Raw genomic sequence first — 19,906 nt, 5'->3', positions numbered from 1 at the left:
TGGGTTCGATGGCTTCTCGGTAGCGGTCCATGGCGTCCAGGTCGCCGGTCGACGGCGCGTAGATCGGCCGCTGCCGGAACGCGATCCACATGCTGAACCAGATCAGCCCGCCGACGATGAGCGCGCCACCGAGGAACATCAGCGCCTTGGTGAGGTACTCGGTCCGGAACACCGAGGAGAAGCCCAGGCTGTCGAACCACAGCTTGTTGGTCCACACGTTGGCCCAGACCTGCACCAGCACGGCCAGCACGATGATCGCGCCCGCAACCATCAGCGTCCGACGCGCACCCGTCGGCCCGAAGCGCCGCACAGCGCCCGCGTGCTCCGGGTTGCGCCCGTCGCCGCCGGTCGGCTCGTCCGAAGAAGTCACGTCGGCCTCGAAGTTGGGTGTGAGCAATGGGTCAGGTGGGGACACGGTAACCCGCGGGGCTATGTGGCGACCCGAGCAGTCTGGGTTTCACCGGCGTGCGGCAGCATGGGTGTATGCCGTCCGAGGACCCGATTCCCGTCGCCAAGCCCGTGCTCAGCCCGCTCGCGGAGTGCGCGATCGACACCGAGCGGCACGTCGCCGCTGCCGGCTGGGACCAGGCTCCGCGGCTGTTCGCGATCGCCCGGAACGAGGATCTGCTGCAGCGGGAGCCGGGCCTCGCGGGTCAGTTGCGCGGCGCGGACCCGTCGGCATACAGCACCATCGAGCAGGAGGGGCTGCCGCAGACCTCCAACATCGAGAGCCTGCTGCGGCAACTCGCGTGGCCGCCGGAGGTCGACGGTGTCGCGCTGGCCATCGAGCGGATCGTCGTGCCGCCGGAGGCGGAGCAGGGCCTGCCCGACAACCCCACCGAGGCGACCGACGTGCTGGCCGCACACCCCGACCGGGCCGACGTCCGTCTGCTGGTCGCCGTGCTGCGCGACGGCGACTCGATCTGCCTGTTACGCCAGCGCGCCCACGACGCCGACGACAAGGTCGCCGTCGGCAAGGACATCGCGCCGGGCCTGGTGCACGCGCTGCGGGTCACCCTCGAGTAACCCCGCTCTGCTCCTTCGATACATCATGGGGACCCGTGCGGATCCGGAGCTCAGCCACACCCCACGAAGCCGGTGGTCTTGCCGCCGCGGATCTGCTTCAGCGCCTTCAGGGCGTCCTGCAGGGTGTTGATCCTGATGACCGTCAGCCCGCTCGGCACGTGACCCTTGGCCTCCTGGCAGTCGCTGCCCGGGGCGAAGAAGAACTGCGCGTCGGCGCGTTTCGCCGCGATCAGCTTCTGCCGGATGCCGCCGATCGGGCCGACCGAGCCGTCCTCGCTGATGGTGCCGGTGCCGGCCACCTTCTTGCCCCCGGTCAGCGCCCCCGGCGTGAGCATGTCGTACATCGCGAGGGTGAACATCGTGCCCGCCGACGGGCCACCCACCGCACCGACGTTGACCTTCACGTCGTACGGGAACTTGTATGACGGGGAGATCGCGATCCCGAAGACGGCGCCGCCGTCCTCGCCCTTGCCCGTCGGGACCCGCAGCCGGACCTGCTTGCCGGCGCGCTTGACCACGACCGGCACGGTCGCGCCCGGCGTGACCTTCGACATCGTCGTCGAGACCGACTTCAGGTCGGTGACCTTGCTGCCGTTGAGCGACACCAGCACATCCTTGGGCTTGAGTTCGCCCGCGGCGGCCGCGCCCTGCTGCAACTGCACGACCGTGATCGACTCGGGGACGGTGATGCCCGCCGCGCGCATCGCGACCACCTCGGCGGTCTCCTGCGAGTTGGTCATCTCGGAGGTGCTCTGCTGCTCCACCTGCTTGGAGGTGATGCCCTTGGGGAACCACATGCTCTCGGGGTCGATCTCGGCGTCGTTGTCGATGTACTTCGCCTTCAGCCACTCCATCACGCTGACCGGGTACTGCGGCCCACCCGCCATCGAGATGGTGACGAAGTCCAGGTTCCCCGAGGTCGGGTAGGTCTTGACGCCCTTGATCTCGACGACCGGTTTCCCGTCGGTCTCGCCCAGGGTGTTGGTCACCGGCCCGGGCCGCAGGATCACCTTCGGCACGTGGATCAGGTTGAGCGCGGCGACCGCGACCACCAGGACGAGCGCCGTGATCAGCAGGGCGATGTTGGAGCGGCTGAGGCTGCGTGGGGCCTCCCGTTTCTTCGCGCCAACGCTCCCCGAGGACTCGGAACCCCCGCCGGTCGCCCCGTCCAACCTGCCCCGCTCGTTCGTACCTGCCGCCATATCTCCTACAGCCCGACCCATTCGTCGCTTCCGTCACTGAACGCCTGGTGCTTCCAGATCGGCACCCGGTGCTTGAGAGTGTCGATCATCTCCCTGCAAACTGTGAGTGCGGCTCCCCGGTGCGGAGCACTCACCGCAACCACCACGGCCAGGTCCCCCACGTGCAGTCGGCCCACGCGGTGCACCGCCGCCAGCGCGGTGATCTCGTCGGTGACCACCGACTCCGCAACCTCACGCATCACGTCCACTGCCGACGGGTGTGCCGAGTAGTCAAGCAGATCAACAGCTTTCGCGTGATCCTGCTGCCGGACGGTCCCGACGAAGAGCGCCATGCCGCCGGCTGCCGGATCGGTGACGGCGGCCAGCGCCTCGTCGACCGACAGCGGTGTGTCGCGCAGGTCGACCAGGCGTACGCGAGGGTCCGGCTGCGTCATACATTCTCCCGATTGCGCTAAGGGCGAACACGGGCGCCGTCGCGGAACGACGGGGCCGAGTTCGTGGTTGTCTAGTGGACAGCCTATTCACGGTAGGCAGGCGCGCGCCGACCGCGTGTCCCATCCGGGCCAGGAGAAGAGATGTCGAACAACCCACCCGAGCGCCCTGACGACGACGACGCACAGCAGCCGGACCTGTCCGAGTTGCTGCGATCCATCCTCGGCGGCGACTCCGGCAACGATCAGCTGGCGAGCGCGCTGGAACAGATGGGCGTGCAGGACATGAACCCGCAGATGATGCAGATGCTGCAGAGTCAGCTGCAGGCGATGATGTCCGGGCCGGTGGACGGCGCCGTCAACCTGGAGCTCGCGACCGACGTCGCCCGCAAGACCGTCTCCGCCGCCGGTGACGCCAGCGTGGGCGCCGCGGCGACCCGCGACGTCGAACAGGTCGTGCAGGTGGCCAACCTGTGGCTGGACGAAGTCACCGACTTCCCGGCGATCGGCCCGGCGAAGGCGCTCAGCCGCGCCGAGTGGGTCGACCAGACGATGCCCATGTGGCGGCAGCTGGTCGAGCCGGTCGCGGCCGGGGTCAACGGCGCCATCGAGAAGGCCATGGGAGAACAGTTGCGCCGCCTCGACCCGGGCGATGCGGAGCAGCTCGGGCTGCCCGCCGGCATCAACCCGGCCGCGCTGATGGGTCAGATGCAGCCGATGATGGCGCGGATGAGTGCCGGCATGTTCGGCGCGCAGGTCGGCCAGGCGGTCGGCGCCCTGGCCGGCGACCTGGTCAGCGGCAGTGAGGTCGGCCTCCCCCTCACCGACGGCGTGGCGATGCTGCCGGCCAACGTGTCGGAGTTCGCCGACGGACTCGAGGTCGACGCGGGCGAGGTCAACCTCTACCTGGCGGTGCGCGAGGCCGCCCGGGCCCGGCTGTTCGCTGCGGTGCCCTGGCTCGGCCCGGCGCTGATCGCAGCCGTGCAGTCGTATGCCGGGGACATCTCAATCGACACCGACGGCATCGAACGTGCCGTCGCCGACGCCGACCCGAGCGACCCCGCCGCGATGCAGGAGGCGTTGCAGGGCTCGCTGTTCAGCGCCGAGCCGTCCGAGGCGCAGCAGCGGGCGCTCGCCCACCTGGAGACGCTGCTCGCACTCGTCGAGGGCTGGGTGGACGTCGTCACGAACGAGGCGGCGGGCAAGCATCTGCCGCACACCACGCAGCTGTCCGAGGCGGTCCGGCGCCGCCGCGCGACCGGTGGTCCTGCCGAGCGGGTCTTCGCCTCCCTCGTCGGGCTGGAGCTGCGCCCCCGCCGGTTGCGTGACGCCGCGCAGGTGTTCACCCAGCTGGAGGACGCTCTCGGCCAGCAGTCGCGGGACGACGCGTGGAAGCACCCGGACTTCGCGCCGACAGCGGACGACCTGGACGACCCGCAGGGTTACGTGCGCCGCCGCCAGTCCCCCGACACCGAGTCCGCCGCGCCGGACGAGGTCGACGCAGCCCTGGAGGCGTTGCTCGCCCAGGGCACCGCGGAGCTGGACGCCGAGCGGGAGGGCAAGGACACGAAGGACGACGGCTCCGGCGGCGCCCAGGGCGACGAGTGACGCCCGACGGCCTGCCGATCGTGACGGACGAGAGCCGAAAAGCACTGCGGGACAACGCCTTCGAGGTGCTTCGCGCGGCTGCTCCCAGCCCCACCCGGGATGCTTTCGTGGATCACCTCGCGGCATACGACGACGCGCTCTGGCGCGACGGCCCGCCCGAGCACTTCACCGCCGGCGCGGTCGTCTTCTCCCACGACCTGACGCGGGTGCTGCTGGTGCTGCACAAGAAGGCCCGGCTGTGGCTGCAGCCCGGCGGGCACTTCGAGCCGGGCGACCGGACCGTCGCGGGCGCCGCCGTGCGTGAGGCGACCGAGGAGTCCGGCATCGACGGGCTGCGCGCGGTGCCCGGTGCGCTCTTCCTGCACCGGCACGACCTGACCGCGGCCTTCGGCCGGTGCACCGCGCACTGGGACCTGCGGATCGCCGCCGTGGCCCCCGAGGGCGCACGCATCGCGGTCTCGGACGAGTCCGACGACGTGCGCTGGTGGCCCGCACACGCGCTGCCGGAGCCGACCGACCCGGACCTGGCCGACTGCATCGGTTTCCTTCGGGGCCAACTGGTTTCGGCCTGACCGGCCGGCGCATCGGTCACCGCTCGCGTCCCAGACCCGCCTCTCGCGCCCGCACGATCGCGGCCGAGCGATCCGACACCTGCAGTTTGGTGAGAATGGCCGACAGGTGGTTGCGGACGGTCTTGTCGCTGAGCCCGAGCGTGGCCGCGATCGCCGAGTTGCGGCGACCTGCCGCGAGCAGGTCCAGAACCTCGCGTTCGCGCGTGGTCAGCTCGGGGAAGGCCCCTTGCGCGAAGCGGCTCGTGGACTCCAGGTAGAAGCCCACGATGCGGCGCGCGACCGACGGGCCGAAGGCCGTGCCACCCGCAGCAACGGTCCGGATCGTGGCGATCAGTTCGTCCGCGTCGGCGCCCTTGAGCAGATACCCCCTGGCGCCGGCACGCATCGCGCCGAAGACGCTTTCGTCGTCGTCGTGCATCGTCAGCACCAGCACCGGCAGGTCCGGGTTCGTCATACCCAGTTCGCGGGTGACGGCGATGCCGTCCAGGTCCGGCATCCGCAGGTCGGTGACGACGACGTCCGGCCCGGTCCGTTCGACCAGAGCGAGCAACTCCCGCCCGCTCTGCGCCTCGCCGACCAGCTCGACCCGCGGCTCGGAGGCCAGCACCGCCGCCACTCCGTAGCGGTACATCGGGTGGTCGTCCGCCAGGACCACCCGGACGGGCGCGTCGGCGCTCACCGCGGCTCCTGCAGCGGCAGCTCCGCCCGCACGCAGGTGCCGTGCGGCGACCGGTCGCCCAGGGTGAGGGTGCCGCCGACCGACTCGGCCCGCTCACGCATCGATCCCCTGCCGACACCCGGCGTCGACCCGTCCAGCCCGACGCCGTCGTCGGACACCTCCAGCACCAGCGACCGCTCGTCGCAACGCAACGACACGTGCGCCGTGGTGGCGCCGGAGTGCCGCACCACGTTGGTGATCGCCTCCGTGGCGATCCGGTGCGCCGCCACCTCGACCGGGAGGGTGACGGGCGGCAGCGCGTCCACGGCGACGGTCACGTGCACCACGCCCAGCGCGTTGACGGCCGACGCATGTGCCGCCAATGCCTCCGGCAGACGACCGTGCTCCAGCCCGGCAGGGCCGAGATCGTCTATCAGGCAACGAATCTCACGGACGAGCTGCTTGATCTCACCGTGCACCACTGCCAGGATCTCGCGGGTGTCTTCGAGCCGGTCGGTGCGCAACGCGGCCTCGATGCCGAGCGCGGCCCCCGACAGGGACGGGCCGACGCCGTCGTGCAGGTCCGCCCTCAACCTGCTGCGCTCGGCCGCCCGCACCTCGATCACCCGCGCCCGTGACTCCTCCACGTCCCGGGCGAGCCGGGTGGCGTGGACCGCCACGGCGACCGACACCGCGAGCACCTCGACCAGGGCACGTTCCGCGCGCGACGGCGGGTCGGTGGGTGTCCGCCAGCAGACCCGCAGCGTGCCGACCCGGTCGGTGTCCCGGCTCAGGGCGATCTCCTGCGCCGCATGCTGCTGCGGTCGACCGGCGGTCGCCAGCACCTGACCGTCCGCACCCACCACCTCGACGTAGGGCGAGCGCAGCGAGTGGGCCACCGCGGCGACCACCGCGTCCAGGTCGGGTCCGAGCGCGCCCTCCATGCCCGGGCCGAGCCGGCCGAGGGCGCGTGCCGGGTCGGTGCGGTCGCCATACACGAACCGGCCGATCCAGCGGGAGAGGCCGATGTATGCCGGGCGCGCGAGCAGCGCCACCACGGCGGCCGCGAAGAACGTCGGCACCGCGGTGGAGGACGACACGATGCCGGCGGCAGCGACCGCCGCGAAATAGGCACCGGCGGCGAGACCGATGAGCGCGCCGTACAGCAGCCCGCTGCGCAGGATCAGCTTCACGTCGAACAACTCGTACCGCACGATCCCGACCAGCAGCGTCACCGTCGTCAGCAGGGTGACGACGAAGAGGACGACCGGCGGCCCGACCAGGATCGCGACGATGATCGGCAGCACGGAAACCAGCAGCCAGGCCAGCTGTTCGCGCTCGGGGGACGCCGCCCTGGCGAGCCGGCGGATGGTCCAGCCGATGGTGACCGCGCTCAGCAGGACCGAACAACCGGCCGCCAGCACGGCGACGCCCAGGAACCAGGGTTGCGCCTGCCCGCCGGTCATCGGGTTCCGGCCCAGGTGGTGACCGGGGGCGACCCCGTCGTACACGTCGTCCAGGCCGGACAGCGCGAGCCCGAAGAGCACGCTCGCGGTCCAGCCGACCCGGACGATCCAGCGACCGAACCGGGTGCCGGCGTGCCCGCTCGGGTAGATCGCCGGAAGGACCGTCGCACCCAGGAACAGGGCCGTCGCCCACACCCACGAGCCCAGCCAGGCCATGACCGTCCGGCCGGGCAACGGCACGTGGTACGACGCGAGCACCCAACCCTCGCCGAGGATGGCGACCGCGTTCACGGCTCCGACATACATCAGCAGCCAGCCGACCCGATTGGCCGGGCGCAGCCACATCAGCACCGTCGCGATGACACCGAACACCAGCCCGTTGACCAGGTTGTTCAGGACGTTGTCGTGCATCATGCCGACCAGGCTCCGGTGGCCAGGCCCGTGCGCCAGCCAGCCGCCGCCCAGGGACGCGACGACGACCGGCACACCGCACGCGATGCTCAGCCAGCGCGCGCCGATGCCGGGCCCGCGCAGCACCGTCGGCGCGGTCGGGGTGATGGCTGTTGTCATGGTTCCTCCAGGAACCAATCTTCGTCCCGGGGCGGGGCTCGCGTCTGCACCTTCGACCGGGAAACCGTCCCGGGTCGGCGGGACAGCAGACCCTGTGCCGACCGGACCCGCGGCGGGGACCCTCGATGCCGGGGCCGTCCACGAAGGACGGCCACGAACATCGGAGGACGAGATGACTCAACTACGTGAGCACCCGGGCAGGACCCTCGGTGCGCTGCTGGCAGTGGCGTTCGTGCTGTTCATGGGCAGTGGTGTTCCGGCGTGGAAGGACGCCACGCACGGGGTCGACCTGGTGCTCGGCGACATCTGCTGGTTCGGATTCATGCTGACCGCACTGGTCTTCCTGATCGCCGGCGCCTACACCCTGGCCCGCGCCGCGTCCCGCACCCGGCGGGTCTCCTGACTCAGTCGTCGAGCGCGGCGGTGCCGGACACGTCCGGCACCGGGTCGGCGCCCTCGGCCGGCAGGCCCGCGCCGAACGCGACACCGTCGAGGTAGCCGCGGGCCCGCTCCAAGTGCGGATAGGCCTCGAGCAGCGCCCAGAAGCTCTTGCCGTGGTCGGGCTGCAGCAGGTGCGCCAGCTCGTGCAGCAGCACGTAGTCACTGACGTAGTCGGGCATCCCCTGCAACCGGTCGGACAGCCGGATCGTGCCGTTGACCGGGGTGCACGACCCCCATCGGGCGCGCTGGTTGCCGACCCAGCGCACCGACGTCGGATGCGCCAGCCCGCCCAGGTAACGCCCGGACAGCTGCATCGCCCGCTCCATCAGCTGCGCATCGGTGGACCGACCGCGGGTGGCCGCGGCCTGCACCTTGCGCACCATGTCGGCGACCAGGCGCTTCTCGTCCTTCTTGGACAACCGGGCAGGCACCAGCACCACGATGCGCTCCCCGTCGCGATAGGCCGACACCGTGCGTCGGCGGCGGGTCGAGCGCCGCACTTCCACCTCGGGCGTGGGCGACGTCATACCTCGAACCTAAGTGATCCTGGTGACAATCGCGACCACCCGGATTGGCCGCGCCGGGGGTGACGGAGTATTTTTCACAAGGTAATCTTGTATTAATTACCTTCCCCAGACACCGAGGAACCTGATGACCACCGAACTGCCGATCACCGAGACCACCCACAGCTGCGGTTGCGGCGAGTCCCACGCGGCCCACCTGCCCGAGCTCGACACCCGGGTGATCCCGCACGAGCTGCGGCACGGCGCCGTCTTCGGCGCGCTGGCCACCCGCCAGCCGGGCACCGGCCTCGTCCTGATCGCCTCGCACGACCCGAAGCCACTGCTCGCCCAGATCGCGCAGCTCGAGGGCGACAGCATCGAGATCGAATATCTCGTCGAGGGCCCCGAAGCGTGGCACCTGCGCATGACCCGTCGCTGAAAACCACCCCGCGAACGCGCGCGGTGCGCGCGGTGCGCGCGGTGCGCGCACCCTCGCGTGCCTGGCTGATGCTCCCCGCGGCACTCAGCCTGCTGGCCGGCCTGGACGCCGCGCTCATGCTGTCCGGGGTCGCCGCACCGGTGCACGGCGCGGCGCTTCCGGGGCGGCACGGGGTGCTGATGACGCTCGGCTTCCTGGGCACCCTGATCGCTCTGGAGCGCGCGGTCGCGCTGCGCGCACCGTGGGGGTACGCCGCGCCCGGCCTGCTCGGCGCCGGAGGGGTGGCCCTGACCATCGGGCTGCCGGCCCACGTCGGCGCCGTGCTGCTGGCCGACGGCAGCGCGGCACTGCTCGCGGTCTACACGCTGCTCTACCAGCGCCAGCACGACGAGTCCACGGCGGTGGAGGCGCTGTCCGCGGTTGCCGCGACCGGCGCGGCAGTGCTCTGGTTGCGCCTGTCGATCGCCGAACTCCTGCTCTGGCTGGTCGCATTCGTCGTGCTGACGATCGCCGCCGAGCGTGTCGAACTGGCCCGCCTGCACCTGCCGGCCCGGGCCGGGCGGCTGCTGCTCGCCGCCGCGGTCCTGGTGCTGGCCACCGCGGTCGCGTCGCTCGCCTGGCCGGACCTCGGCGACCGCGCCGCCGGTGCCGTCCTGCTCGTCCTGACGGCCACCCTGGTCGTGTATGACGTGGCGCGCCGCACCATCCGGCTGCCCGGACTGCCGCGGCTGTCCGCGGCCGCGCTGCTGTGCGGCTACGTGTGGCTGGCGGTCGCAGCCGTCGTCTGGCTGTATGCCGGCACCCCGACCAGCCAGGCGCAGTACGACACCGCGGTGCACGGCGTGTTCCTCGGCTTCGGTATGTCGATGGTCATCGCACACGCACCGGTGATCCTGCCCGCCGTCATACGCCGCCCGATGCCCTACCGGCGGATCCAGTGGGCCCCGCTCGTCGTACTCCAGGCAAGCCTCGTGATCCGCATCTTCGGCGGGAATGCCCTTGGAAACGAACATCTTTGGACGACAGGAGCCGTACTCGGCGTGATCGCACTGCTGCTACTGCCCGTGACCGTGCTGGCCAGCATGCTCACCGCGCGAAAGGCTGCTCGATGATCGGCTCACCGTCGACCCGGCCCACCGGCACGACACAACCGGGCGGTCCGCGCGGCAAGTGGGCCCTGCGTGACCAACCCGCCATCGGCTGGCTGGTCGCCGCCGTGGTCGTCGCGCTGCTGCACCCTTTCGTCGACGACTCGCACTGGTTGATGGTGCACATGATCCTGCTGGGCGCCATGACGCACGCGGCGATCGTCTGGAGCACCTACTTCACCCAGGCCCTGCTCAAGACCTCCGAGGACGTCGACCCGCGACGCCTGCAGTCCACCCGGATCGTGCTGGTGATCATCGGCGTGCTGTGCGTGCTGGTCGGTGTCCCGACGGTGCACTGGCCGCTGGTCGTCGCCGGTGCCACCCTGGTGTCCGGCGCCGTCCTCTGGCACGCCGTCGCGCTCGCGCTGCGACTGCGCAGGAGCGTGGCGCGGCGCTTCCGCACCACCGTCTTCTACTACCTCGCCGCCGCCGTGTGCGTGCCGGTCGGTGCAGGATTCGGCACCGCCCTGGCCAAGGGGCCCGGAGGCGACTGGCACGGCCGGCTGATGGTGGCCCACTCGATGACCATGCTGCTCGGCTGGCTGGGGCTGACCGTGCTGGGGACGCTGCTCACGCTGTGGCCCACGATGCTGCGCACCCGGATGGACGATCGCGCCGAAACCCTTGCCCGACAATCACTTCCGATCGTCATCGTCGGACTCATCGGCATCGACTCCGCGGCCGTGATGGGTCTGCGCGCCGCCACGGTGGCCGGTCTGCTGATCTACCTGGCCGGGGTCTGCTGGTGGGGCCGAGCGCTCATCCGGCCGGTGCGCACCAGCCCGCCGCGACACGCCTCGGCATACTTCGTCAGCGCCGCCGTGGTGTGGGGTGCGGTGACCCTGGTCCTCGTGCCGGTCAAGGTCGCGACCGCCGGCTCGTGGGCCGGCGTCCACGAGGGGTATGACGCCATCGCGACCATCGCGGCCGTCGGCTTCGCGCTACAGCTGCTGACCGGAGCCATGTCGCACCTCGTGCCCGTTGTGATCGGCGGTGGCGCGCAGGTGATCCGCGCCGCGCAAACCCACTTCGACCGCTTCGCGGTCGCCCGGATCACGGTCGTCAACCTCGGGCTGCTGCTGTGGGTGACGCCCACCCCGCCGGCGATCCGCGACACCGCCCAGGTGCTGGTGCTGCTCGCCCTCGTCGCGATCGTTCCCCTCATGCTGCTCGGCATCACCGCCGCGGTCCGGATGCGCCGGCAGCTCGCCGACGACCACAGCCTGCGCGGCCGGAAGCTCGGCGTCGACCCCGGCATCTGGTCACCGGGGCAGCTGGTGGCCGGCGTCGCGGTGCTCGCGCTCGCCGTCAGCGTCGCCGTCGCCTGGAACCCCGCAGGTGTCACATCGGTGAATTCCGCTGCGGGAGCGGCGGGTTCGGTCCAGGTCACGGGCAAGACCACGACCGTGCGGGTGACCGCGAACGACATGCGTTTCCACCCGTCGTCGGTCACCGTACCCAAGGGCAACAAGCTCGTGGTCGTGCTCACCAACACCGACAGCACCACGTCGCACGACATCTACTTCCCGAACGGCGCCAAGGCACCGCTGCTCTCGAAGGGCCAGACCGCGCGGGTCGACGTCGGCGTGATCAGCAAGAGCATGCAGGGCTGGTGCACCGTCATCGGTCACCGCGCGATGGGCATGGTGTTCGACGTCAAGGTCAAGGCTTCGTCGGCGACCATGGCCGATGGCTCGATGGACATGTCGTCCGGTGGAACGACCTCCGCCATACATCCGAACACCAGTGTGCCGGCGTCGTTCCGCGCCGCCGATGCGTCCCTGCCGCCGCTCACCGCCGCCACGGTCCATCACGTCACGCTGGTCGTCCGCAACAAGAAGCTGCAGGTGGCACCCGGCATCTGGCAGACCCGGTGGACCTACAACGGCCAGGTCCCGGGGCCGACACTGCACGGTCGCGTCGGCGACACGTTCGTCGTCAAGCTGATCAACGACGGCACGATGGGTCACTCCATCGACTTCCACGCCGGCGACGTGTCGCCGGACAAGCCGATGCGCACCATCCAACCCGGGCAGTCGCTGACCTACACCTTCGTCGCGCACCGGGCCGGCATCTGGCTCTACCACTGCTCCACGATGCCCATGTCGGCGCACATCGCGGCCGGTATGGCGGGCGCGGTGATCATCGACCCGCCGAACCTGCCGGCGGTCGACAAGAGCTACGTCCTGGTGCAGTCCGAGGCGTATGTCGACGGCAACGGCCGCTCCTCCGTCAAGGAGGTGAACGCCGACGCGGTCGCGGCACGGACGCCGAGTTTCATCACCTTCAACGGTATGGCGAACCAGTACGACTACCGCCCGCTGACCGCGAAGGCCGGTGAACGGGTCCGCATCTGGGTGCTGGACGCGGGGCCGAACGAGGCATCCAGCTTCCACGTCGTCGGCACGCAGTTCGACACCGTGTACAAGGAGGGCGGCTACCTGCTCAAGCACGGGAAGGACGCGTTCGGCGACACCGACGGCGGCTCGCAGGCCCTGGACCTGGAGCCCGCCCAGGGCGGGTTCGTGGAGTTCACCCCGCCGGCCGCCGGCACCTACTCCATCGTCAGCCACATCATGAGCGACGCCGAAGCCGGCGCCCACGGTTACCTCCGGGTGACCGGCAAGTAGCGGCGCGCGCCGCACCTGTGGACAACTTCTGCGCGGTGCTCCCCTCCGGTGGCACGGTGGCTGCCTCGCCAGTTCGTCGGACGGAGGGAGACACGGCCATGGGAGCGCTGCCGGAGGCTTTCGAGCAACCAGGGCTGCCCGACCGGATCGGCCTGCGCCGGCGCGGTGCCGGTTCGGTGCTCGTGACCGGGCCGCATCCGGGCGGTCTGTTGCTCTCCGGGCTCACCGTCGCCGAGACCACGGCCGTCCTCGGTCTCGGGGCCGCGTCACGGACACCACCCGGCCTGCGCGCCTGGACGTCCCCGTCGCAGCGCTGGAACGCGCTGCTCACCCTGCTGCACCAGGCCGCGCGCCAACTGTCCCCGGTCGCGGAACGTGCTCGGGTCGTCGTGCTCGGAGAAGGGCCGCTCCCCGGCGAGATCCGCCGGGCACTCGAGCCCGTCGTGCACCGCATCGTCCCGGAGCCGGAGGCACGCGCCGCGCTCCACGCGGATGCCGCCATACACCCGCCCGATCTGGTCGTGTTGCCTGCGGTCGACGCGATCACCGCATTCGCCGGGCGACCCTGGCACGCCCGGGGGATCCGCCAGCTGCCGGTCGTCGTATCCGGCGGCCAGCTGCACATCGGGCCGCTCGTGCGACCCCACACCGGCCCCTGCCTGCACTGTCTCGACCTGCACCGTGGGGCACGCGATCCCGACTGGGCGACCTGGCAGGCGGTGCGGGCCGGTGTGCCCGACCACGAACAAGACCTCGACGCCGCACCCGAGTTGCGCGGCGCGGCAGCCGCACTCACCGCGTGGATCGCGTCCGGCGATCACCTGGACCGGGCACTGCCCCCGGGCGTGAGCCTCAGCATGGAGCGTCCGCACCCACGACTGCGCCACCATCTGTGGACGCGGCACCCGTCCTGCAGCGGCTGCGCCGGTGCAGGGGTGACAATGGACGCGTGAGCGATCTCCCCCGCAAAACCGTCGTGCGTGCGGCACGACTCGCGACGCTGCCCATCGGCTTCGGCGCACGCGCTGCGGTGGGCCTCGGCAAGCGCGTCGGTGGTCGGCCCGCGGAGGCGGTGACCGCGGAGCTGCAGGCACAGACCGCGGAGCAGTTGTTCAAGGTGCTCGGCAACCTCAAGGGCGGCGCGATGAAGTTCGGCCAGTCCTTGTCGATGTTCGAGGCGGCGCTTCCGGAAGAACTGGCAGCGCCATACCGCTCCATGCTGACCAAGTTGCAGGACACCGCGCCCGCGATGCCGACCACCTCCCTGCACCGTGTGCTGCGCGAGGAGCTCGGCACGCGGTGGCGGTCGAAGTTCGCCGAGTTCGACGACGAACCGCGCGCCGCGGCGTCGATCGGTCAGGTGCACCACGCGGTGTGGAAGGACGGCCGCGAGGTCGCGGTCAAGGTGCAATACCCCGGCGCGGCCGAGGCCCTGATGTCCGACCTCAACCAGCTCTCCCGCGTCGCCCGGGTCAGCACCAGCTGGGTGCCGGGCCTCGACGTGGTGCCGATCCTCACCGAGCTCAAGGGTCGGATGGCGGAGGAGACCGACTACAGCCTCGAGGCGGCGATGCAGGAGCAGTTCGCCGAGGCGTTCGCCGACGACCCCGACTACCTGCTGCCGGAGGTCGTGTTCGCCACCCCGCGCGTCATCGTCAGCGAGTGGATCGACGGCGTGCCACTGTCCCGGATCATCGAGTCCGGCAGCGACGAAGAGCGCAACCAGGCGGCCGCGCACTACTTCGAATTCCTGGTCAGCGGGCCCGAGCGGGCCGGCCTGCTGCACGCGGACCCGCACCCGGGCAACTTCCGGTTGCTGCCCGATGGCCGGCTCGGCGTGCTCGACTTCGGTGCCGTCAACCGCCTGCCGGACGGCCTGCCGCAGCCGATGGGTGAGCTGATCACCGCGGCGTTGCAGGGCGACGAGCTGACTCTGCTCGACGGGCTGCGCGACGAGGGTTTCGTGAAGCGGTCGATCGACGTCGACGCCCAGGACGTGCTCGACTACCTCGGGGTGTTCCTGAAGCCGCTGCGCACCGACGAGTTCCGCTTCGACCGGGACTGGCTGCGGGGCATCTTCAACTTCCTGAACGACCCACGCAACGCGACGTTCACCGTCGGGCTGCGGCTCAACCTGCCGCCGAGCTACGTGATGATCCACCGGGCCTGGCTGGGCGGCATCGCGGTGCTGTGCCAGATCGGCGGCAACGTCCCCGCGCGGGAGATCTTCGACCGCTGGGTCCCCGGGGCGGACCTGCCGCCGCTCGGCTGAGGCGCTTCCGCCATACCCGGTGTCGCGCCGTCTCCCGGCTCATGGCTGGCCGGCCGGGTGCCGGACTCCCCACTGGGGCGCCCTATGACCGCGTATAGGCCGCCCCCACCCGCGCGTAGGTCCCCCCGGTGGCGACCTATGACCGCGTAACCCGTCCGCGCCCGTACCGCAGTCCCCACTGGGGCGACCTATGACCGCGCAACCCGTCCGCACCCGTACCGCAGTCCCCACTGGGGCGACCTATGACCGCGTAACCCGTCCCGCGCGTGCCGGAGTCCCCCCGGTGCAGACCTATGACCGCGCAACCCGTCCCCACCCGTACCGCACTCCACTGGGGCGACCTATGACCGCGTACGCCGCCGCGCGCGTGCCGGAGTCCCCCCAGTGGCGACCTATGACCGCGTAACCGTCCCCTCCCGCGCCGCACTCCCCACTGGGGCGACCTATGACCGCGTAACCCGTCCCCACCGTACCGCACTCCCCACTGGGGCGACCTACGACCGCGTACGCCGCCCCACCCGACGGCTCGCGACGCCCCGCCCCCGGCACGCGTGCCGCGAACAGCCCCCGGACATGGCAAAGCCGGCCGCGGTAAGCCGCGACCGGCTTTGCGATCGGACCGCCGACGAGTGGCGGTTGGACGGGGTTCATCGACCTGGAGTGATCGGCGGGGGAAGCACACGCGTCACGTGTTTGCTTCGCCTGGTCGCCGGCTGCCCCGTCGGTGGTCGAGGTCGGGTCGGTTCGACCCGCAGCAACTGGAACATGGTGAAAGCTCTTTCGGGATGGGCATCCCGACATGACCGGTGTTGTCCGGACGGGACACACCGGTCATGCGGCATACCGGTGTCATGAAGTCGAGAGTTGGTGAGCATCGTCATCACGCGGCCACGGTCTCCTTGCGCGGACGGCCCCTGGGCCGCTTCCGCGGGATGACCACGCCCTGGGCGAACAGTTCGCCGCCCCAGACGCCCCACGGCTCGGAGCGCTCCTTGGCGCCGGCGAGGCAGGCCTCCCGGAGCGGGCAGCTGGTGCACAGCGCCTTGGCGAACTCGACGTCCTCCGGCCGCTCGGCGAACCACAGCTCGGGGTCGTTCTGGTGGCAAGGCAACTGCTCGCCGGCCTCAATGGCCAGGCCAGTCGCGTCTATCAGGTCGGTCAACATCATCGGTGGCACCTCCTTGTCGTGGCGGCCCCGGGTACGGGGCCCTTCCTGCTCGGTCTGCGCCGGGTCGGCGTGGACCGCTCGTTCGGTGGTCGTGTGCTCGTGCATGGAGCTCTTCCTGGTGGTGGATGGAGGCCAACGACACAAAAAGGCCGCGGACCCTGGTGTCGGGTTCCGCGGCCTCGAAAAGGACCTTCGTCTGAGTCAGACAGGTGGACTCTTGAAGACGGAACACCGGACACCGCCGGCAAACTTGGAGTTGTAGGTCTGGACATCGCACTCGGCGCCGAGATCGGCGACGGAGATCCCGTCGACGGCGCGCTCGCGCATGATGACGTCGATGGCGCTGCCGGCAGCGAAGACACCGGTCCCCTGGACCGAACCGCGAGCGGCAGCGACATGGACACTCGTCAGCATCGGAAGGGCAGACGTCATCGCGACGTGCTCATCGCACGGCTGCGTCATCTGGATGTTTCCCACGTCGAACCCCTCCTCTCGCTTTCGCGGACCCCGCCACGTCGCCTGGACGCGCGAGCTGGACTTGCAACAGGCTACGGTGTGCGCGCGCACGTGAGCAACCGATTTAACGGAAATTTTTTCCTGGATTTCGCGACTTCATGAAAAGCATTGGAGTGCAACGGGATTCATCGCGAGAAAATTTGCAGCACGCCGGAGGTATGGCGCGCCTCCCCCGACACCCGGTCATGCACCGTCGCGCCCGGCCGCGACGCACTCCTCGGCGGCCTCGTGCGGGTCGGTGCCGCCGAGCACGGCGAGCACCGCAGCACCGTAGGTGTCGCGCTTGTGCTTGCCGACCCCTGACACCGACGCGAGACCGGCGATGTCGTCGGGCCGACGCTCGGCGATGGCGATCAGCGTCGCATCGGTGAAGACCACGAACGCGGGCACCTTGGTCAGCGTGGCCACCTGGAGCCGCCACGCTCGCAACGCCTCGAACTGCGCCTCGTCATACGTCGCAGGACAGTCGGCGCAACGGCCGATCTTGCGCTCCGCCGCGGTGTCCAGCGTGGCGCCGCACGACCGGCACGTCCTGGGCTTGGTGGGCTTCTTGGCCGTCCCGGCCGGGCGCGTCTTCGGGGCGCTGCGGGCGCCTGCCCCGAGCAACGACGCGGCCGGGTCGAGGAAGCGCGAGGGGCGACGGCTGGCGCGGCCGCCCGGATTGCGTGCGGCCGCCCAGCTGAGCAGCAGGTGTTTGCGAGCGCGGGTCAGCCCGACATACAGCAGCCGGCGTTCCTCCTCGATGGCCTGCTGGCCCTCGGCCAGGGAGATCGGCAGCAGCCCGTCGGAGCAACCGATGAGGAAGACCGCGTCCCACTCCAGCCCCTTGGCCGCGTGCAGCGACGCCAACGTCACCCCCTCGACGGTCGGCGCGTGCTGCTCGGACGCGCGCCGATCGAGCTCGGCGACCAGGTCGCGCAGCCGGAAGTCGTCGTCCGCGCCGCCGAGGTCGTCCGCCAACTCCACGAGGGCGTTGAGTGACTGCCAACGCTCCAGCACGGATCCGCCCGACGGGCGCTGCGGCGACCAACCGGCACCCGTGACGATGTCGCGGACGAGTTTGCCGAGTTGCTCGGTGCCGTCGTCGCCGCGCACCCCACCACGCAGCAGGACCAGCGCCTGGCGCACCTCGGACCGTTGGAAGAAGCGCTCCCCACCCCGCACGAGGTAGGGGATGTCGACGGCCGACAACGCCTGCTCGACAGCTTCGCTCTGGGCGTTGACGCGGTAGAGAACGGCGATTTCGCTCGCCGGAATCCCTTGTGCGAGAAGCTTCTTCACCTCCTGGGCGATGTATGACGCCTCAGCGTCGTCATCGGCCAGCTGTGTCAGGCGGGGCGCCGGACCAGGCTCGCGCTGGGCTTGCAGACGCACCGTCTCCGCGTGCCGGGTGCCGGACTGCAACACCAGGTTGGCCAGGTCCACGACCTGCGGGGTGGAGCGGTAGTTGCGCACCAGCTGCACCGTCCGGGTGCCCGGCCTCCGGCCGGCGAAGTCGAGCAGATGCCGCGGTGTCGCACCGGTGAACGAGTAGATGGTCTGCGCCGGATCGCCGACCACACACAGGTCGGGGCGGTCGCCCACCCACAGGTCGAGCAACGCCTGCTGGGCGGTGTTGACGTCCTGGTACTCGTCGACCACGAAGTGGCGGTACTGGCCGCGCACCGTCGCGGCGATGTCGTCCCGCTCGGCCAGGATGCCGGACATCAGCAACAGCACGTCCTCGAAGTCGATGACCTCCCGCGCGGTCTTGACCTCCTCGTAGGTCTCCCACAGCCGTGCCATGGCCGTCAGGTCGAGATCGGCGGGTGACCGGCCGGCCTTCGCCGCCGCCGCCCGGTAGGTGTCCGGCGTCAGCATCGACACCTTCGCCCACTCGATCTCGGCGGCCAGGTCGCGGATCACCACCCGGTCCAGCTCCAGCCGCAGCCGCGCACCGGCCTCGCCGACCGCGGGCGCCTTCTGCTTCAGGATCTGCGGGATCGGCCCACCGATCGCCTGCGGCCAGAAGTACTGCAACTGGCGCAGCGCCGCCGCGTGGAAGGTGCGCGCCTGCACGGTCGGCAGACCCAGCCCGCGCAGCCGGGTGCGCATCTCACCGGCCGCACGCGCGGTGAAGGTCACCGCCAGCACCCGGTCGGGGCGGTAGGCGCCGGAGTGCACGCCGTAGGCGATGCGGTGCGTGATGGCGCGCGTCTTGCCGGTGCCGGCGCCGGCCAGCACACACATCGGGCCGAGCGGGTTGCTCGCCACCTCACGCTGCTCCGGGTCGAGCCCGGCAAGGACCTGGTCCGCCTGCGTCACCTCCACGCTCAGGACCCCCGCCGCAGCGAGGCGCCGTCGTCCGGCTGCTCGATGGGAACGCCGTACCAGTGTTCGATGAGGTGCCGGGCGATCGACAGCCGGGGCGACAGGTGCACCTCGCCGCTCGCGACGGCGGCCGCCAGCTCCGGGCGGGTGAACCACCGGGCCGCGGCGATCTCCTCCGGGTCGAGAGTGAGCTCGGTGGAGGTCGCCCGGCAGGTGAACCCGACCATCAGCGATGCCGGGAACGGCCACGGCTGATCCCCGAGGAACTGCACATCGGTGACGGCCACCCCGACCTCCTCCATGACCTCGCGGGCGACGGCGGTCTCGAGCGACTCGCCGGGCTCCACGAAACCAGCCAGCACCGACATCCCGTTGCCGGTGAAGTTCCGGCCGCGGCCGAGCAGCAGCCGGTCATCGGTGTCGACGACCGACATGATGACCGCCGGGTCGGTGCGCGGGAAGTGGTCGCGGCCGCAGTTCTCGCAGTGCCGCACCCAGCCGGCGTCCGTCACCCGGGTCGCCGAGCCGCACTTGGAGCAGAAGCCGGTGACCGCGTGCCACCGCCCGATACCGGTGGCCGCGACGGCGATCGGCACATCCTCGGGGTGCAGCCGCATCCCGAGATAGCGCAGTCCGTCGGCCGGCACCTCGTCGTCCCGGTCCCGCAGGACCGCCAGCACCTCGCGCCCGGTCACCTCCCCGAGGTAGACCAGCAGTTCGTCGCGGTCACCCGCCTCCGGGCGGCGGAAGCGCAGCCGGTTGCCGTCACCGACGTTGGGAAGCCTGTCGCCATACACGTCCAGCACGGCGGTCGACCGCTGCGCCAGGAGGGTAGGGATCAGCTCGGGGTCACGCCGCCGCAACGATTGGCGGTCGAGGGTGCTGCTGTCGAGGACGAGATCGAAACGAGTTTGCGAAGCTGCGGGCACGCCATCAAGGTTATGCC

General features: G+C 70.7%; 19 protein-coding genes. 9 read left to right on the top strand and 10 right to left on the bottom strand.

Translation table 11 applies throughout. The features are described 5' to 3' along the window. The coding region (locus FHU39_RS22430) for a UPF0182 family protein (protein ID WP_183322941.1) at window positions 1-370 on the bottom strand (370 nt) is incomplete at its 3' end. 113 nt (window positions 371-483) lie between these two features. Between FHU39_RS22430 and FHU39_RS22425 the strand changes: the two genes are divergently transcribed. Beyond that, a complete protein-coding gene (locus FHU39_RS22425) occupies window positions 484-1,026 on the top strand; it encodes a PPA1309 family protein (RefSeq protein WP_183317833.1) in 543 nt (180 codons plus the stop codon). A gap of 50 nt (window positions 1,027-1,076) precedes the next feature. Here the strand turns inward: FHU39_RS22425 and FHU39_RS22420 are convergent, their stop codons facing one another. Both FHU39_RS22420 and FHU39_RS22415 read right to left on the bottom strand, forming a co-directional pair. Beyond that, window positions 1,077-2,228: a YlbL family protein gene (locus FHU39_RS22420; protein ID WP_183317831.1), complete on the bottom strand. Its 1,152-nt coding sequence runs from the start codon at window positions 2,226-2,228 to the stop codon at window positions 1,077-1,079. A gap of 5 nt (window positions 2,229-2,233) precedes the next feature. Next, window positions 2,234-2,662 (bottom strand): molybdenum cofactor biosynthesis protein MoaE, encoded by a 429-nt coding sequence (locus FHU39_RS22415; protein ID WP_183317829.1) that lies wholly within the window; start codon window positions 2,660-2,662, stop codon window positions 2,234-2,236. A gap of 141 nt (window positions 2,663-2,803) precedes the next feature. Here FHU39_RS22415 and FHU39_RS22410 point away from each other — a divergent pair, with 141 nt between their 5' ends. Continuing rightward, a complete protein-coding gene (locus FHU39_RS22410; RefSeq protein WP_183317827.1) occupies window positions 2,804-4,267 on the top strand; it encodes a zinc-dependent metalloprotease in 1,464 nt (487 codons plus the stop codon). 20 nt (window positions 4,268-4,287) lie between these two features. Further along, window positions 4,288-4,839, top strand: a complete 552-nt coding sequence (locus FHU39_RS24485) for an NUDIX domain-containing protein (protein ID WP_183317824.1) — start codon at window positions 4,288-4,290, stop codon at window positions 4,837-4,839. 16 nt (window positions 4,840-4,855) lie between these two features. On the opposite strand, the gene FHU39_RS22400 is transcribed toward FHU39_RS24485, so the two are convergent. Next, window positions 4,856-5,518: a response regulator gene (locus FHU39_RS22400; RefSeq protein WP_183317822.1), complete on the bottom strand. Its 663-nt coding sequence runs from the start codon at window positions 5,516-5,518 to the stop codon at window positions 4,856-4,858. Further along, a complete protein-coding gene (locus FHU39_RS22395) occupies window positions 5,515-7,533 on the bottom strand; it encodes a sensor histidine kinase (RefSeq protein ID WP_183322940.1) in 2,019 nt (672 codons plus the stop codon). Before FHU39_RS22395 ends, FHU39_RS22400 begins: the two co-directional genes overlap by 4 nt. A 172-nt stretch (window positions 7,534-7,705) precedes the next feature. Here FHU39_RS22395 and FHU39_RS22390 point away from each other — a divergent pair, with 172 nt between their 5' ends. Continuing rightward, window positions 7,706-7,936, top strand: coding sequence for a hypothetical protein (locus tag FHU39_RS22390; protein ID WP_183322939.1), 231 nt, complete (start codon window positions 7,706-7,708; stop codon window positions 7,934-7,936). A 1-nt stretch (window position 7,937) separates the two neighbouring features. Here FHU39_RS22390 and FHU39_RS22385 read toward each other — a convergent pair whose 3' ends face one another. Then, window positions 7,938-8,501 (bottom strand): M48 metallopeptidase family protein, encoded by a 564-nt coding sequence (locus FHU39_RS22385; protein ID WP_183322938.1) that lies wholly within the window; start codon window positions 8,499-8,501, stop codon window positions 7,938-7,940. 124 nt (window positions 8,502-8,625) lie between these two features. On the opposite strand from FHU39_RS22385, the gene FHU39_RS22380 reads away from it, so the two are divergent. The 5 genes from FHU39_RS22380 (at window position 8,626) to FHU39_RS22360 (ending at window position 14,966) form a co-directional block, all read left to right on the top strand. Further along, window positions 8,626-8,916 carry a DUF2249 domain-containing protein gene (locus FHU39_RS22380; RefSeq protein ID WP_183322937.1) on the top strand — a complete coding sequence of 97 codons (291 nt, stop codon included), beginning with the start codon at window positions 8,626-8,628 and terminating at the stop codon, window positions 8,914-8,916. After that, window positions 8,889-10,028: a hypothetical protein gene (locus FHU39_RS22375; protein ID WP_343066074.1), complete on the top strand. Its 1,140-nt coding sequence runs from the start codon at window positions 8,889-8,891 to the stop codon at window positions 10,026-10,028. The genes FHU39_RS22380 and FHU39_RS22375 overlap by 28 nt, the downstream gene beginning before the upstream one ends. After that, window positions 10,025-12,694, top strand: coding sequence for a multicopper oxidase domain-containing protein (locus FHU39_RS22370; protein WP_183322936.1), 2,670 nt, complete (start codon window positions 10,025-10,027; stop codon window positions 12,692-12,694). Before FHU39_RS22375 ends, FHU39_RS22370 begins: the two co-directional genes overlap by 4 nt. Before the next feature lie 98 nt (window positions 12,695-12,792). Continuing rightward, window positions 12,793-13,647, top strand: a complete 855-nt coding sequence (locus FHU39_RS22365) for a TOMM precursor leader peptide-binding protein (protein WP_183322935.1) — start codon at window positions 12,793-12,795, stop codon at window positions 13,645-13,647. Further along, window positions 13,644-14,966, top strand: coding sequence for an AarF/UbiB family protein (locus FHU39_RS22360; RefSeq protein ID WP_183322934.1), 1,323 nt, complete (start codon window positions 13,644-13,646; stop codon window positions 14,964-14,966). The genes FHU39_RS22365 and FHU39_RS22360 overlap by 4 nt, the downstream gene beginning before the upstream one ends. A gap of 880 nt (window positions 14,967-15,846) precedes the next feature. Here the strand turns inward: FHU39_RS22360 and FHU39_RS22355 are convergent. The 4 genes from FHU39_RS22355 to nudC all read right to left on the bottom strand — a co-directional run bounded on the left by FHU39_RS22355 (window position 15,847) and on the right by nudC (window position 19,889). Continuing rightward, the gene (locus tag FHU39_RS22355; protein ID WP_425484821.1) at window positions 15,847-16,239 is read right to left on the bottom strand and encodes a WhiB family transcriptional regulator; all 393 of its coding nucleotides are present in this window, start codon (window positions 16,237-16,239) and stop codon (window positions 15,847-15,849) included. A gap of 96 nt (window positions 16,240-16,335) precedes the next feature. Further along, window positions 16,336-16,611 carry a hypothetical protein gene (locus FHU39_RS22350; protein ID WP_183322933.1) on the bottom strand — a complete coding sequence of 92 codons (276 nt, stop codon included), beginning with the start codon at window positions 16,609-16,611 and terminating at the stop codon, window positions 16,336-16,338. A gap of 222 nt (window positions 16,612-16,833) precedes the next feature. After that, entirely contained in the window at window positions 16,834-18,960 is a 2,127-nt protein-coding gene (locus tag FHU39_RS22345) for a UvrD-helicase domain-containing protein (RefSeq protein WP_183322932.1), read from the bottom strand. Between the two features lie 2 nt (window positions 18,961-18,962). Then, window positions 18,963-19,889, bottom strand: coding sequence for an NAD(+) diphosphatase (nudC, locus tag FHU39_RS22340; protein WP_183322931.1), 927 nt, complete (start codon window positions 19,887-19,889; stop codon window positions 18,963-18,965). Window positions 19,890-19,906: the final 17 nt, after the last annotated feature.

Origin of the sequence: Flexivirga oryzae, assembly GCF_014190805.1 — a bacterium.
GTDB lineage: Bacteria > Actinomycetota > Actinomycetes > Actinomycetales > Dermatophilaceae > Flexivirga > Flexivirga oryzae.
Note: the sequence above shows the minus strand (reverse complement) of the source record. Positions and strands in the feature narration are given on the sequence as shown.